Below are 14,800 nucleotides of genomic sequence, written 5' to 3' on the forward strand. Positions count from 1 at the left end.
ATAAATAATATGCAAAATATATTAATAACTAATACCACTAAAGAAAATAGGGATTTAATTTAAAAACTCACTTATGGATAAAATATTGTGAATGCATAAATTATTTTACATTTTATAATTATGGATAATAAAAGCTAATAATTTTTTGTCCTGTTTTCGTTCTCTTAACATATATTAAACAAGAGAAGCTGATAATTAGAGCAAAGTATAAGGGAGATTAAATCTCCCTTATAAAATTATTGTTCAAAAATTGTGTTATGTAGAATTTTAATAATCGATTCTGCGTCATTGCTTTTTGCTAATAGGCAAAGATTGTGAGTACTTGCCCCATAGCAGCAAAGTCTAATAATAAAATCATCTAATACACCAAACACCTCTTTTGCTATCCCTTTTGTTGAAGTTAGGTTATTTCCAATAATAGCAATTAGTGCTAAGTCTTCTTCAACTGTGACATGACACACAGTTGATAGTTCATCAAATAATGCTTTTGTTAATAAACTGTTACCGTTAGTGTTAGTGCCTGTGGTATCAATAGTTAATGCGATACTGACTTCCGATGTTGTGACTAAATCAACCGAAATATTATGTTTGGCTAATATCGTAAACACATTAGCTAAAAAACCTTGTGCATGCAGCATATTTAAACTAGTAAGTGTTAATAATGTTTGCTTGCGACGTAACGCTAACGCTCTAAATACTGGTAATTTAGATGTAATGCTGTTAGTGTTGTAAACAATAGTTCCTCCTTCTTGAGGCGCTTTACTTGAACCAACAAAAACAGGGATATTACTACGCACAGCAGGGACTAGTGTTGCTGGGTGTAGTACTTTTGCACCAAACGTTGCCATTTCGGTCGCTTCTGCAAATGATATTTCATCAATGCGTTTAGCTGCTGGCGTAATACGAGGATCATTAGTATAAATTCCTGCAACATCAGTCCAAATGTCAATTTGAGTGGCATTTAATGCTTCACCTAATAACGCTGCGGTATAATCGCTTCCCCCACGGCCTAAAGTGGTGGTTTTGCCTGAACTTTCACTACCGATAAATCCTTGTGTTACAACGATGCTATGACTGCTTAGTGATTTTAAATGCGCACAGCAAAGCTGTTTAATATCTTCAATTTTAGGTGTGGCTTTACCAAATTTATCATCGGTGCGCATAACTTTACGGACGTCAAACCATATGGCATTTTTTTGTTTTTCTTTCAATATTTCGACAAACAGTTTTGAAGACATAATTTCACCGTGACTAACCAGCTCATCAGTTAATGCAGGTGATGTAGCTAAACTTGCGGCTTCAGACAAAGAAGCTATGTTAGCAATGATTTTGTCAATTTCAGTTCGTAGTGTGGGATTTTCAGGTAATTGTTCTAAGATGTTGTATTGGATTGATTGGATTTTGGCAATATGTTGAGATCGAACTTCGGTATCACGTCCTTCGGCTAAGGCGACTAATAAATTTGTCACGCCAGCAGAGGCCGATAGTACCACAACTTTTACGTTAGGATTCGCTATTACAATATTGGCACTATTTACCATTGCAGGATAATCGGCAACACTAGTACCACCAAATTTAGCAATTACAAATGATGTTTCCATAAATTCCTCATATTAAAAATGTTTATTTTTAACAGAGTTAGAGCGGGTGTGTCCTATTTACAATTAAAAAATACAGACCATGAAGCGCTCCACCTGTTAAGGTGACAACCCAAGGGATTCAGCCCTTGCAGTCGATTTGATGGCTTCTGGATTGGCAATCAAACCTCGGCATTACATCCCCTCGATCATTTATTCGTGGTTCCAGTCCCTAAAATGATTTACCTGAGTAATGCGCCTCTTCGTTTTTGCAACTTCAGTAACGAAGTCAGCGTTATATAGGATTAACGATTTTATTAATTGTGTCAATAGGTTAAATATTAAAAATTATTAGGTGTAATAAGTGAAAATTGCAAGTCCTATAATTCTCGCTCAAACAATTCGATAATGGTTTGATACAATTGTTTTACTGTACACTCTTTAGTTGGTGTACTAAAAATTGTGTCGTCCCCCGCAATGGAACCTAAAATACCTTCTGATTTACCAATTGAGTCTAGTAACCGAGCAATAAGCTGGGCGGCACCAGGGCTGGTGCGTATCACTACCATTGAACTATTAAAATCAATATCAATTACTAAATTTTTTAATGGGCTGCTTGTAGTTGGTACGCTGATTTCAGCAGGTAAACAATAGACCATTTCGGATTTTGCATTTCGGGTTCTCACTGCGCCAAATTTGGTTAGCATGCGCGAAACTTTGGATTGATTGATGTTATCAAAACCTTGTTCTTGTAGCGCTTGTACGATTTCTACTTGCGAACTAAACTTCTCTTGACGAAGTATCTCTTTAAATGTTTTAGTGAGATCGGCTTGTTTCATAATGTTCCTTGGTTTTTAATTTGTTATTGATATTGTACCAATATATGCAGTCATAATACTTATAATAAAATTTTCTTGCTATTCAAATTAAAATAACGCCTGCTATTTTAGATAGCATTAATAATAATTTCGATATAGATAATTATGAGTTAAATTGGCATAAAATTAAAGAGTTGGTTTAATTGCATCTTTAGGACGAAAAGCCTTTATGACTTGTTCATGGGTTTCAATGTAAGGACCTTCTAATAGTTGTATACAATAGGGGATACTAGCAAAAATGCCACTAACAATGGCATTACCTTGGTTATCTTTAACTCCCTCAAGGGTTTCTTTTATTGATTTTGGTCGGCCTGGTAGGTTTATGATTAAACACTTTTTGCGAATAACAGCAACTTGCCTTGATAAAATCGCGGTTGGTACAAAATGCAAACTGATTTGACGCATTTGTTCTCCATACCCTGGCATCACCCGATCAGCGATCGCAAGTGTTGCATCAGGTGTTACGTCTCTAATTGCAGGGCCAGTGCCTCCGGTGGTTAAAATTAAATGGCAATGTAGATTATCAACCAGCTCACATAATGTTTGTTCAATGACAGCTTGTTCATCAGGAATAATACGATTTTCGGTTACAAAAGGCGTTTTCAATGCGGTTTGTAACCATGAAACTAATGATGGAATGCCTTCATCTTGGTAAACGCCACTTGAAGCTCTATCTGATACTGAAACTAACCCAATTTTAAACATGCTACTTATTCCTTCAACGATAAAGGCACACAGCTTGAAAATTAAAACTACACTGTTTGTGCCCAACCAATAATAATATGCGCTATGATCTTACAATGATAATTTATTCGCATTGATATAAATAAAATTAAAAAGACCTGTACATTGATTGATTTTATTGTCAATTGATTTAACATGATATCATATTATTTAAATAGCAATTGATTCACTTAGGATATATTTATGCCATCAATTCCCGCACTTGAGTTAATCTCACTGAAAAAAATTTATAAAAATGGTATAGAAGCATTAAAAGGTATCAATTTAACTGTACAAGCCGGCGATTTTTATGCCTTGCTAGGACCAAATGGTGCAGGGAAGTCAACAACCATAGGCATTATTAGCTCATTAGTCACCAAAACAGCGGGACAAGTTAAAATTTTTGGTTATGATTTAGATACAGATGTTGTCAATGCTAAAAGACAATTAGGGCTCGTCCCGCAAGAATTTAATTTTAATCAATTTGAAGAAGTGCTACAAATAGTTACTAATCAAGGTGGTTATTATGGATTGCCCCGAAAACTTGCATTAGAGCGTGCTGAAAAGTATTTGCGAATTTTAGATTTATGGAACAAACGCCACAGTCGAGCTAGCATGTTGTCCGGTGGTATGAAAAGGCGATTAATGATAGCCAGAGCGCTTGTGCACGAGCCTAAATTATTGATTCTTGATGAACCAACCGCAGGTGTTGATATTGAATTACGCCGTTCTATGTGGGATTTTTTACGTGAAATCAATCGGCAAGGTATCACAATTATTCTAACCACCCATTATTTAGAAGAAGCCGAAATGCTATGTCGAAATATTGGTATCATTCAGCATGGTCAATTGATAGCTAACTCATCCATGCGTGATCTATTGGCCAAAAGCCAATCTGAAACAATTGTTATTGATTATGTCCCTACATCTGAACCAATTAAATTACAAGGCTACAGTTATTCTGATGTGGAGCCCGGCATGTTAGAAGTGCAAGTAGATAAGCAACATGGATTAAACCAACTATTTGAACAATTAAATCAACAAAATATTAAAGTGATCAGCGTACGAAATAAAGCAAATCGGTTAGAAGAGTTATTTGTTGATCTATTGCACAATGATACCAAACAAAAAGGTGATATTTGATGAATAATTTATATTGGATTGCCTTAAAAAGTATTTGGCGTAAAGAAGTGACACGATTTTTAAGAATTTGGGTTCAAACGCTAATTCCGCCCGTTATTACCATGTCTCTTTATTTTATTATCTTTGGTAATTTAATTGGCTCTCGTGTTGGTGAGATGGGGGGATTTAGCTATATGGCATTTATTGTGCCGGGATTAATTATGATGTCAGTTATTACCAATTCTTATACCAATGTTTGTTCATCCTTTTTTAGCGCTAAATTTCAACGTAACATTGAAGAGTTATTGGTCGCACCTGTACCAACGCATATTCTTATTTTGGGGTATGTTGGTGGTGGCGTGATGCGTGGTATTTTAACTGGTATTTTAGTGACTATCGTATCACTATTTTTTGTTCGTTACGAAGTTCATTCTTGGTTATTTGTTGTTTGTACATTGCTATTGACCTCAATTCTGTTTTCATTAGCTGGCTTATTAAATGCGGTATTTGCCAAGTCATTTGATGATATAAGCATTATTCCAACATTTGTATTAACACCATTAACTTATCTTGGTGGTGTTTTTTATTCCATTACTATGTTGCCAGACTTTTGGCAGTGGGTTTCAAAAATTAATCCAATCGTTTATATGATTAACGGTTTTCGTTATGGATTTTTGGGCGTGACAGACGTGCCATTAGGGATCACATTTTCAATGCTGATTTTGTTTGTTACCGTACTTTATGTAATTGCATGGCGACTTATTGAAAGTGGGCGAGGGTTAAGAAGTTAAGAAGGATCGACAGCGAGTAGTTAACCGCCGGTATTATATCGGCGGAATAATAACCGTTATTTTGCACCAGCAACGGCTTGTTTTGCCATTTCCGTAATTTTAGCAAAATCCCCTTTTGCAATTGCATCGGTTGGAATAAACCAAGTACCACCGACGCAAAGTACATTATCAAGTGCAAGGTAATCGCGATAGTTTTTAGGGTTTACTCCCCCTGTTGGACAGAACTTCATATATCCACAAGGGCCAGCAAAAGCTTTTAATGCTGCAATGCCACCATTGATTTCAGCGGGGAAGAATTTTAGTGCCGTTAGACCATATTCTTGTGCTGTTAATAGTTCAGAAATAGTTGCAATACCTGGGATAACAGGAATAGGGCCATCAACTGCAGCTTTTAAAATAGCGTCAGTAATACCAGGAGTGATGACAAATTCAACGCCAGCTTCGGTGACTTGTTTTAGTTGTTCAACATTTGTCACTGTTCCTGCACCAACCACAGCTTCAGGAACTTCTTTGATGATTTTCTTTATTGCATCAATTGCGCAAGCTGTTCGTAACGTCACTTCCAATACTTTAACGCCGCCAGCAATGAGCGCTTTGGCTAACGGTACAGCATCTTCAATACGTTCAATCACAATAACCGGAACAACAGGTCCCATGGTTAAAATCTCTTCAGCACTTTTTTCCCAATTTTTCATTTATATCTACCTACCTATACCTTATTGATACTTAAATATAGCAATAATCCCTAATAGATAGGGATTATTTTGTTACTCATAAATGCCTAATTTCTTTTCTAAATAATGAATGTTGGTACCACCTTTTTGAAAGCCTTCATCATTCATGATTTCAATATGAAGATCAATATTGGTTTTGATGCCATCAATCACTAGCTCTGCTAAGGCATTTTTCATCCGCGCAATGGCAACTTCGCGTGTTTCACCATAAGCGATTAATTTACCAATCATAGAGTCATAGTAAGGCGGGACAGTATAACCAGCATAAATATGTGATTCCCAACGAATACCAAAGCCACCTGGCGCATGAAAACGGGTAATTTTCCCTGGTGATGGCATAAAGGTTTTGGGATCTTCAGCATTAATTCGGCATTCAATCGCGTGGCCTTTGATTTCAATGTCGCTTTGTTTAATTGACAGTGGTTTGCCAGCGGCGATTAAAATTTGCTCTCTTATTAAATCAACGCCAGTTACCATTTCAGTAACCGGATGCTCTACTTGAATACGGGTATTCATTTCAATGAAATAAAACTCACCGTTTTCAAATAAGAATTCAAATGTACCTGCACCACGATAGCCAATCTCAATACATGCATTAACGCAACGCTCACCAATAAATTTACGCATTTTAGGTGTGATGCCAAGTGCTGGTGCTTCTTCTACTACTTTTTGATGACGTCTTTGCATTGAGCAATCTCGTTCACCTAAATAAACAGCATGACCCTGACCATCAGAAAGTACTTGAATTTCGATATGACGTGGGTTTTCTAGGAATTTTTCCATGTAAACCATATCATTATTGAAAGCTGTTTTGGCTTCCAATTTGGTCATTTTGATGGATTGTTCAAGATCCTTTTCTTCCCGAACAATACGCATACCGCGACCACCACCGCCACCAGAAGCTTTAATAATCACAGGATAGCCAATTTGTTTAGCGATTTGTTTATTGGCTTCAATATCACTACCTAGTGGCCCATCTGAACCCGGCACACAAGGCACGCCGGCTTTTTTCATGGCATGAATGGCTGATACTTTATCGCCCATTAAACGAATGGTGTCGGGTTTTGGACCAACAAAAATAAAGCCTGACCGCTCAACTTGCTCAGCAAAGTCGGCATTTTCAGATAAGAATCCATATCCTGGGTGAATAGCAGCTGCACCGGTTACTTCGGCAGCTGAAATTAGTGCTGGCACATTAAGGTAACTTTTTACAGAAGCCGCTGAGCCTATACAGACAGTTTCATCTGCTAATAATACATGTTTTAAATCTTTATCTGCCGTAGAATGAACTGCAACAGTTCTAATTCCAAGTTCTTTACATGCTCGTAATATACGTAGAGCTATTTCTCCACGATTCGCAATAAGAATTTTATCAAGCATATTCAATCTCTTAATCGTATAGTCATTAATAAATTCAGATTATTCAATAATGAATAGTGGCTGATCAAATTCAACTGGTTGACCATTTTCAACCAAGATGGCTTTTATTGTACCAGCTTTTTCTGACTCGATTTGGTTCATCATTTTCATCGCTTCAACAATGCAAAGCACATCGCCAACATTTACTGTTTGACCAACTTCAACAAAAGCTTTTGATTCTGGACTTGGTGTACGATAAAAAGTTCCAACCATTGGGGATTTGATTGTTGTGCCATCAGTTACAACAGTCTCTGTTACGACTTCAGTTTGAGCTGTTGGAGCTACAACGACAGGAGCGGGTTGAGGAATTTGAATATTTTGTACTGGCGCCGAATAGTTTGTAGTAGGAGCAGAACGACTAATTCGAACTGATTCCTCACCTTCAGAAATTTCAAGTTCAGAAATACCTGACTCTTCAACTAATTCAATTAATTTTTTAATTTTGCGTATATCCATGAATTACACCGTGTTTATTTGATATAAGTAACAATGATTTTAATGCATCCTTATTAATGGCTAACTGTGTTGTTTTCGCCGATAATAAGGTTGTAACTCAACATTAACGCGGAAGAATACACTGTAAAACTGAATTTGTCATTATATATCTCCTTTACAAACACTTGTTATACTATTTTCTAGGTATTATTTTATAATTGCGATACAATAACGAAAGTGAGTTACTATTAGGTTTGGCTATGGTTTGGAAAGGTTAAATAATATCTTATTTAGCTTGGATAAAGCTGAAAATAGATATTTTTGATTCCATGGTTTGTTTTTAAATACTAAAATATACTTAAACAAGATTTATTCTAGGAAGAGTTTTTATTATGTTCAAAAAAGTTCGCGGCTTGTTTTCAAATGATTTATCGATCGATTTAGGTACAGCAAACACACTTATTTATGTAAAAGGACAAGGTATTGTCTTAAATGAACCTTCGGTTGTAGCAATTCGCCAAGATCATCGCACAGGCACTCCCAAAAGTGTTGCTGCTGTTGGACATGCTGCGAAACTGATGTTAGGTCGAACACCCGGTAATATTGCCGCTATTAGACCAATGAAAGATGGTGTTATTGCTGACTTTTCAGTCACTGAAAAAATGTTACAGCACTTTATTCGCCAAGTTCATAGCCATAGTTTTTTAAGACCAAGCCCTCGTGTGCTTGTTTGTGTTCCTGTTGGCGCTACACAAGTTGAGCGCCGTGCTATTCGTGAGTCAGCATTAGGAGCAGGTGCGCGTGAAGTGTATTTAATTGAAGAGCCAATGGCTGCTGCTATCGGTGCTGATTTACCTGTATCTGCACCAACTGGTTCAATGGTGGTTGATATCGGTGGTGGAACGACGGAAGTTGCTGTTATTTCGCTAAATGGTGTTGTCTATTCTGCATCTGCACGTATTGGTGGTGACCGATTTGATGAAGCGATTATTAATTATGTTCGTCGTAATTATGGTGCGTTAATTGGTGAAGCAACGGCCGAAAAAATTAAACATTTTATTGGTAGTGCTTATCCTGGAGATGAAGTGCTTGAAATTGAGGTGCGTGGACGTAACCTTGCTGAAGGTGTTCCGCGTAGCTTTACTTTAAACTCTAACGAAATTTTAGAAGCCCTGCAAGAACCATTAAGTGGTATTGTTAGTGCAGTTAAAGTTGCATTAGAGCAGTGTCCGCCAGAACTTGCTTCAGATATTTCAGAACATGGTATGGTTTTAACTGGTGGTGGTGCTTTATTACGTAATATTGATAAATTATTATCAGCTGAAACTGGTATTCATGTTGTCGTGGCTGAAGATCCATTAACATGTGTTGCAAGAGGTGGTGGCAAAGCACTAGATATGGTAGATATGCATGGTGGCGATTTATTTAGTGAAGAGTAATTGCTGCCTTATTGTTAAGTAAATTAGTTTCATATTGATGAAACAATTAGTCAGTAAACATCTCATATTTTCTGCCGCCGACTTTGTCGGCGGAGTCATATCTTGAAATAATTAGATCTTGAGCATAAAACAGGTAAGTACTGGACAATGAAATTACTTTTTTCTAAACGTTCGCCCCTCAGTGTGCAATTATTTACTTCTCTAGCGTTAGCCTTGGCTCTAATTGTATTAGATGTCAATTATCGCCCATTTAAAGAAATTCGTTATTATCTCGATACCATTATTTCGCCTCTTTATCATGTTTCGAATGCGCCGAGATCATCGTTTGATTCGCTTTACGAGATGTCAAAAACGCGAGAAAGCCTAATAAATGAAAACGCAAAATTGCATGCAGAGTTATTGCAACAAAAAAACGATCTATTATTACTTGAGCACTTAAAACATGAAAATAGTAGACTTCGTGAATTACTTGGTTCCCCATTAAGGCATGATGAGCATAAAATGGCTGCGCAAGTATTGCTAGCAGATACTGATCCTTATGTTTATCAATTTGTTGTCAATAAAGGCAAAGAAGATGGCGTTTATGTTGGGCAACCTATTGTCGATGAGAAAGGAATAGTCGGACAAATTTATGAAACCGCGCAATCAACAAGTCGCGCAATTTTAGTGTGTGATTATCAACATGCAATCCCAGTACAAGTACTAAGAAATGATATTGGTATGGTTGCTGTGGGTAATGGGTGTAGTAATGATTTAACGCTAGAATTTTTGCCTAATAACGTTGATATAAAAGTAGGTGATGTTTTAGTTACCTCGGGACTTGATGGTCGTTTCCCCGAAGGATACCCGGTAGCAATAGTCAGTTCAGTAAAACTTGATATTACCGATTCAACCCCGATTATTTCAGCAACACCAACAGCAGATCTGAAGCGTTTACGTTATTTATTGTTATTGTGGGGAAACCAAGGAGTAAAACATGAGGGGTCGTAATCGAATATTAATTATTTGGATAACGTTATTCATTGGCTTATGTTTACAAATTATTCCGTGGTCGCAATCATATAACATGTTTAAACCCCATTTACTGATCCTCATTTTTGCTTATTGGCTAATTGCTCTTCCGCATCGGGTTGGGATTGGCACTGCTTTTGTATTTGGCGCTATAATGGATCTGTGTACCGGTTCGATCTTGGGGATCCATGCCTTTATTTATTCATTTATTGCTTATTTACTTGTTTTTAAATTCCAAGTGATACGCAATTTAGCGTTATGGCAACAGTCGTTTATCATCTTTGGTGTTTCGGTATGTTACAATTTACTGGTATTTTTATTCCAAGTGAGTATTTATCATACAATCACGATATCACCGTTAATTTTACTATCAAGCTGTATTGATGGTTTATTATGGATTGTCATCTATCTATTATTGCGACTAATAAGGCGTAGCTTTGCTATCAATTAAAAGGGAATCTTATGTCTGTTGAACTATTAATGAATGTAACGCCATCTGAAACGAGAGTTGCTTACATAGAAGATGGCGTATTGCAAGAAATCCATGTTGATCGCGAATCTAGGCGTGGTATTGTTGGAAATATCTATAAAGGCAAAGTGATCCGTATTTTGCCTGGTATGCAAGCTGCGTTTGTAGATATCGGCCTTGAGAAAGCCGCTTTTTTACATGCATCAGATATTATGCCTCATACTGAGTGTGTATCTGATACTGAACAAGAACAATTTCAAGTAAAAGATATCTCTGAACTTGTTCGTCAAGGGCAGGACTTAATGGTGCAAGTGGTTAAAGATCCACTAGGAACCAAAGGCGCTAGACTGACAACCGATATTACTTTGCCATCGCGTTATTTAGTATTAATGCCTGGACCAAATTCTGCTCATGTGGCAACGTCGCAACGCATAGAAAGTGAACAAGAACGGGAAAGGTTAAAAAATATTGTTCAGCAATATGTGACATGCGAAGGTGGTTTTATTGTTAGAACGGCAGCCGAAGGTGCAAGCGCGCATGAGTTAGAGCAAGATGCCAATTTTTTAAAACGACTTTGGACTAAAATTCAACAGCGTATGGCTCGTCCGGTAAGTAAAAATCTCGTTTATGGTGAATTGGCATTATCACAGCGTGTATTACGTGATTTTGTTGGTGATCCCATTGAACGAATCTTGGTAGACTCGAAATTAACGTATGATTTACTGATTGAGTTTACGCAAGAATTTATGCCCGAAGTGACCAATAAATTATCACATTATCGTGGTAATATACCGATATTCGATCTTTATGATACCGAAAACGAGATACAAAGAGCACTAGATCGTAAAGTTAAATTGAAATCAGGCGGATATTTAATTATTGATCAAACCGAAGCCATGACAACAATTGATATTAACACCGGTGCATTTGTTGGCCATCGAAATTTAGAAGAAACGATTTTTAATACTAATATTGAAGCAACCATTGCTATTGCACGCCAGTTACGGTTACGTAATTTAGGTGGTATTATTATTATCGACTTTATTGACATGCAAGAGGAGCTGCATCGAGAGCGGGTGTTACAATCCTTACAAGATTCTTTATCAAAAGATAGAGCCAGAACGACTGTTAATTTATTTTCGACTCTAGGTTTGGTCGAAATGACTCGCAAACGAACACGCGAAAGTATCGGGCATATTTTGTGTCAGGAATGTCCAGCATGTAAAGGTCGTGGTATGGTCAAATCGGTAGAAACAGTTTGCAACGAAATTTTACGTGAAATAGTGCGTATTTATAAAGCGCATCACTCAGAATACTTTTTAGTTTATGCCTCAGCCGCTGTTGCTAATGCTTTAACTAATGATGAGTCTCATGCTTTAGCCGAAGTTGAGGTATTTGTGGGAAAACGTGTTGAAGTAAAAGTTGAACCACTTTATATTCAAGAACAATACGATGTAGTGTTAATGTAATAAGCACTATTTTGTAAAAAAGTTTCAGGAAACTATGCGTTTTAGTATAAAAATGATGAAAGCTAAACAATTATTATGTTCGAGTTTTTGATTCGACCATCAAAAAAGCTAGCATCCACAATTAAAGTTTAAGGAATTTATGATACTAACTCAAGTGAGTGAACGATTGCTCAATTCAAACAATCTAAGCCAACAAGATCTTCTGCATTTGCTTGATATGTTAAGTTCAAGGCGAATTGATTTTGGTGATTTATATTTCTTATCTGGTTATTATGAAAGTTGGTTACTTGAAGACGGTATTATAAAAAATGCCTCGTTTCATCGTGATCAAGGCGTTGGTGTTAGGGCTGTTGTGGGTGAAAAAACGGGCTTTGCCTATACTGATCAACTTTCATTGGCGCGTTTAGAACAAAGTGTATTAGCGGCAAATTCAATCACTAAATTACAAACGCCCATGGCTGTGACGCCATTTAAATCTACTCAAACAGTATCAATCTATCCATCAATAAACCCGATCAATTCGTTTTGTCAGGAGCAGAAAATAGCGTTGTTGCAGCAAGTTGATAAGTTAGCGCGCTCAATTGACCCAAACGTTATTGAAGTATCAGCTAGCTTAACCGGTAGTTATGAAGACATTTTAATTGCAGCAACAGATGGTACACTATGTGCCGATATTCGTCCTTTGGTTCGTTTGTCAGTTTCAGTTTTGGTTGAAAAAGAGGGTAAACGCGAGCGTGGAAGTAGTGGTGGAGGGGGGCGATTTGGGTATGAATATTTCTTAACGATCAATCCTAAAACATCAGAAAGCTATGCGGATAGTTACACGCGAGAAGCCGTACGCCAAGCACTCGTTTCTCTTTCGGCTAAAGCTGCACCCGCTGGCACTATGCCGGTTGTTTTAGGTGCAGGTTGGCCAGGTGTTTTGTTACATGAAGCTGTAGGCCATGGTTTAGAAGGCGATTTTAACCGTAAAAATAGCTCAGTATTTTCTGGAAAAATGGGTGAAAAAGTCACCTCAGAAGTTTGTACTATTGTCGATGATGGTACGATCGAAAATCGGCGTGGTTCAATTTCAATTGATGATGAGGGAACACCAAGTCAAAAAACAGTCCTTATTGAAAATGGTATCCTAAAAGGATATCTATTTGATAAACTCAACGCAAAATTGATGAATACACATTCAACGGGCAATGGGCGTCGTGAAGGGTATGCTTGCTTACCTATGCCAAGAATGACAAACACCTATATGTTGGCGGGTAGTTCTTCTTTTGACGATATCATTAGCAGTGTTGATTACGGGCTTTATGCACCGAATTTTGCTGGTGGGCAAGTTGATATCACTTCCGGTAAGTTTGTTTTTTCAGCCTCAGAAGCTTATTTGATTGAAAAAGGTAAAATAACAACGCCAGTAAAAGGCGCAACGCTAATCGGTTCAGGTATTGAAACTATGCAACAAGTATCAATGGTGGGTAACGACCTTGAACTCGATTCAGGTGTAGGCATTTGTGGTAAAGCAGGTCAAAGTGTGCCTGTTGGGGTTGGGCAACCCACTTTGAAAGTGAATAATTTAACCGTTGGTGGTACCATTAACCACTAATAAAAATACATCAATGGGATTTTAGAATAGATGGAAACAATAATGACACTTTATCATGCGTTTGTTAATTTGGATATTGCAACGCTTTCAAATCCTAATGTGCTATGGGCACTATATGGTATGTTGTTTGTTATTATCCTTTTAGAAAATGGCGTCTTACCCGCAGCTTTTTTGCCTGGAGACAGCCTATTATTCTTAACGGGTGTGTTAATTAGTCAAAATGTATTTCATTTTGGTCTAATTAATCTTATTTTAATTGCTGGCGCAGCTTTAGGAACTTGGTTAGGTTATGCACAAGGTTTGTGGCTTGGCAATACTAAGCTTGTACAAGGTTGGATGGCGCATATACCTGAAAAATATCATCATAAATCTGAAGTATTATTCCATAAGTATGGATTACAGGCGCTATTTATTGGACGATTTATTGCTTTTGTACGTACATTATTACCAATGATGGCAGGATTATCAGGATTACATAGTCGAAAATTCCATATCTATAATTTGATCAGTGCAACACTATGGATTTTCTTGATTGTGACCTTAGGTTATTTATTTGGATTATCGCCAATTTTCAAAGAGTACGAAAAGCAAATTATGTCTTTGTTAATGTTAATACCTGTTTTTTTATTGGTATTAGGATTGCTATTTTCAGTTTTTCTTGCGGTCAAACGTTCGATAAGTAATAAAAAACAATCTAAAGCTACATCAAATCACAATAAAAAATAGAAAGTGAAATTAACCGATAAGCCGGGTTCTGTCGTGGACAATCATTCCTCTAGGCTAATGCTCACGCATTAGCTCAAGCAGTCTACCCGGATTCAACGCGGGCCGCGCCAATGAATCCCTATTTGACCTTGCTCCGAGTGGAGTTTACCGTGCCACAACTGTTACCAGTTGCGCGGTGTGCTCTTACCACACCCTTTCACCCTTACCTGATCTTATAAAATAAGCCATCGGCGGTTTACTTTCTGTTGCACTAGTCGTGAATTTTCGCTCTCGCAAAAAAACCCCAGGCGTTACCTGGCACTCTGCCCTATGGAGCCCGGACTTTCCTCCCCTCTGTTTGTCTCCTTTAATAAAAGGACAGCAACAAAGCAGCGATTGTCTGGTTAATTTCTTTGATGAGTATAACCTAA

Annotated in this window: 14 protein-coding genes, 1 other RNA gene and 1 riboswitch; of the genes, 8 read left to right on the forward strand and 7 right to left on the reverse strand. The window is 37.3% G+C overall.

The features are described from left to right. Positions 1-236 precede the first annotated feature (236 nt). The 3 genes from lysC to mog all read right to left on the reverse strand — a co-directional run bounded on the left by lysC (position 237) and on the right by mog (position 3,160). Positions 237-1,601 (reverse strand): lysine-sensitive aspartokinase 3, encoded by a 1,365-nt coding sequence (gene lysC / locus GQ593_RS00425; RefSeq protein ID WP_160430121.1) that lies wholly within the window; start codon positions 1,599-1,601, stop codon positions 237-239. A 74-nt stretch (positions 1,602-1,675) separates the two neighbouring features. Next, positions 1,676-1,849: riboswitch (Lysine riboswitch) on the reverse strand. A 108-nt stretch (positions 1,850-1,957) separates the two neighbouring features. Further along, entirely contained in the window at positions 1,958-2,416 is a 459-nt protein-coding gene (argR, locus tag GQ593_RS00430; RefSeq protein ID WP_160430122.1) for a transcriptional regulator ArgR, read from the reverse strand. A gap of 165 nt (positions 2,417-2,581) precedes the next feature. Further along, positions 2,582-3,160, reverse strand: a complete 579-nt coding sequence (gene mog, locus GQ593_RS00435) for a molybdopterin adenylyltransferase (protein ID WP_160430123.1) — start codon at positions 3,158-3,160, stop codon at positions 2,582-2,584. Between the two features lie 222 nt (positions 3,161-3,382). On the opposite strand from mog, the gene GQ593_RS00440 reads away from it, so the two are divergent. Then, on the forward strand, positions 3,383-4,321 hold the full coding sequence (locus GQ593_RS00440; RefSeq protein WP_160430124.1) for an ABC transporter ATP-binding protein: 939 nt from the start codon (positions 3,383-3,385) through the stop codon (positions 4,319-4,321). Beyond that, on the forward strand, positions 4,321-5,091 hold the full coding sequence (locus tag GQ593_RS00445) for an ABC transporter permease (RefSeq protein ID WP_160430125.1): 771 nt from the start codon (positions 4,321-4,323) through the stop codon (positions 5,089-5,091). The genes GQ593_RS00440 and GQ593_RS00445 overlap by 1 nt, the downstream gene beginning before the upstream one ends. Positions 5,092-5,147: 56 nt before the next feature. Here GQ593_RS00445 and GQ593_RS00450 read toward each other — a convergent pair whose 3' ends face one another. The 3 genes from GQ593_RS00450 to accB all read right to left on the reverse strand — a co-directional run bounded on the left by GQ593_RS00450 (position 5,148) and on the right by accB (position 7,700). Beyond that, complete coding sequence (locus tag GQ593_RS00450; protein WP_160430126.1) at positions 5,148-5,786, reverse strand: bifunctional 4-hydroxy-2-oxoglutarate aldolase/2-dehydro-3-deoxy-phosphogluconate aldolase; 639 nt, start codon at positions 5,784-5,786, stop codon at positions 5,148-5,150. Positions 5,787-5,858: 72 nt separating this feature from the next. After that, the gene (accC, locus tag GQ593_RS00455; RefSeq protein ID WP_160430127.1) at positions 5,859-7,205 is read right to left on the reverse strand and encodes an acetyl-CoA carboxylase biotin carboxylase subunit; all 1,347 of its coding nucleotides are present in this window, start codon (positions 7,203-7,205) and stop codon (positions 5,859-5,861) included. A 39-nt stretch (positions 7,206-7,244) separates the two neighbouring features. Continuing rightward, entirely contained in the window at positions 7,245-7,700 is a 456-nt protein-coding gene (accB, locus tag GQ593_RS00460) for an acetyl-CoA carboxylase biotin carboxyl carrier protein (protein ID WP_160430128.1), read from the reverse strand. Between the two features lie 371 nt (positions 7,701-8,071). On the opposite strand from accB, the gene GQ593_RS00465 reads away from it, so the two are divergent. The 6 genes from GQ593_RS00465 to GQ593_RS00490 all read left to right on the forward strand — a co-directional run bounded on the left by GQ593_RS00465 (position 8,072) and on the right by GQ593_RS00490 (position 14,390). Beyond that, positions 8,072-9,118, forward strand: a complete 1,047-nt coding sequence (locus GQ593_RS00465) for a rod shape-determining protein (protein ID WP_034909698.1) — start codon at positions 8,072-8,074, stop codon at positions 9,116-9,118. A 147-nt stretch (positions 9,119-9,265) separates the two neighbouring features. Next, positions 9,266-10,108 carry a rod shape-determining protein MreC gene (mreC, locus tag GQ593_RS00470; protein ID WP_160430129.1) on the forward strand — a complete coding sequence of 281 codons (843 nt, stop codon included), beginning with the start codon at positions 9,266-9,268 and terminating at the stop codon, positions 10,106-10,108. Next, entirely contained in the window at positions 10,095-10,580 is a 486-nt protein-coding gene (mreD, locus tag GQ593_RS00475; protein WP_160430130.1) for a rod shape-determining protein MreD, read from the forward strand. The genes mreC and mreD overlap by 14 nt, the downstream gene beginning before the upstream one ends. Positions 10,581-10,591: 11 nt before the next feature. Further along, positions 10,592-12,067, forward strand: coding sequence for a ribonuclease G (rng, locus tag GQ593_RS00480; RefSeq protein WP_160430131.1), 1,476 nt, complete (start codon positions 10,592-10,594; stop codon positions 12,065-12,067). A gap of 139 nt (positions 12,068-12,206) precedes the next feature. Further along, positions 12,207-13,664, forward strand: a complete 1,458-nt coding sequence (gene tldD / locus GQ593_RS00485) for a metalloprotease TldD (protein WP_160430132.1) — start codon at positions 12,207-12,209, stop codon at positions 13,662-13,664. Between the two features lie 30 nt (positions 13,665-13,694). Beyond that, a complete protein-coding gene (locus GQ593_RS00490; protein WP_160430133.1) occupies positions 13,695-14,390 on the forward strand; it encodes a DedA family protein in 696 nt (231 codons plus the stop codon). 1 nt (position 14,391) lies between these two features. On the opposite strand, the gene rnpB is transcribed toward GQ593_RS00490, so the two are convergent. Further along, positions 14,392-14,781, reverse strand: an RNA gene (gene rnpB, locus GQ593_RS00495) — RNase P RNA component class A. Between the last annotated feature and the right edge of the window lie 19 nt (positions 14,782-14,800).

It is taken from the genome of Gilliamella sp. Pas-s25, assembly GCF_009795885.1.
GTDB lineage: Bacteria > Pseudomonadota > Gammaproteobacteria > Enterobacterales > Orbaceae > Gilliamella.

Coding starts and splice junctions, on each gene's coding strand:
- GQ593_RS00490 (WP_160430133.1), top strand. CDS start 13,695: ATGGAAACAATAATGACACTTTATCATGCGTTTGTTAATTTGGATATT.
- rng (WP_160430131.1), top strand. CDS start 10,592: ATGTCTGTTGAACTATTAATGAATGTAACGCCATCTGAAACGAGAGTT.
- mog (WP_160430123.1), bottom strand. CDS start 3,160: ATGTTTAAAATTGGGTTAGTTTCAGTATCAGATAGAGCTTCAAGTGGC.
- GQ593_RS00450 (WP_160430126.1), bottom strand. CDS start 5,786: ATGAAAAATTGGGAAAAAAGTGCTGAAGAGATTTTAACCATGGGACCT.
- GQ593_RS00445 (WP_160430125.1), top strand. CDS start 4,321: ATGAATAATTTATATTGGATTGCCTTAAAAAGTATTTGGCGTAAAGAA.
- argR (WP_160430122.1), bottom strand. CDS start 2,416: ATGAAACAAGCCGATCTCACTAAAACATTTAAAGAGATACTTCGTCAA.
- mreC (WP_160430129.1), top strand. CDS start 9,266: ATGAAATTACTTTTTTCTAAACGTTCGCCCCTCAGTGTGCAATTATTT.
- accC (WP_160430127.1), bottom strand. CDS start 7,205: ATGCTTGATAAAATTCTTATTGCGAATCGTGGAGAAATAGCTCTACGT.
- accB (WP_160430128.1), bottom strand. CDS start 7,700: ATGGATATACGCAAAATTAAAAAATTAATTGAATTAGTTGAAGAGTCA.
- lysC (WP_160430121.1), bottom strand. CDS start 1,601: ATGGAAACATCATTTGTAATTGCTAAATTTGGTGGTACTAGTGTTGCC.
- mreD (WP_160430130.1), top strand. CDS start 10,095: ATGAGGGGTCGTAATCGAATATTAATTATTTGGATAACGTTATTCATT.
- GQ593_RS00465 (WP_034909698.1), top strand. CDS start 8,072: ATGTTCAAAAAAGTTCGCGGCTTGTTTTCAAATGATTTATCGATCGAT.
- tldD (WP_160430132.1), top strand. CDS start 12,207: ATGATACTAACTCAAGTGAGTGAACGATTGCTCAATTCAAACAATCTA.
- GQ593_RS00440 (WP_160430124.1), top strand. CDS start 3,383: ATGCCATCAATTCCCGCACTTGAGTTAATCTCACTGAAAAAAATTTAT.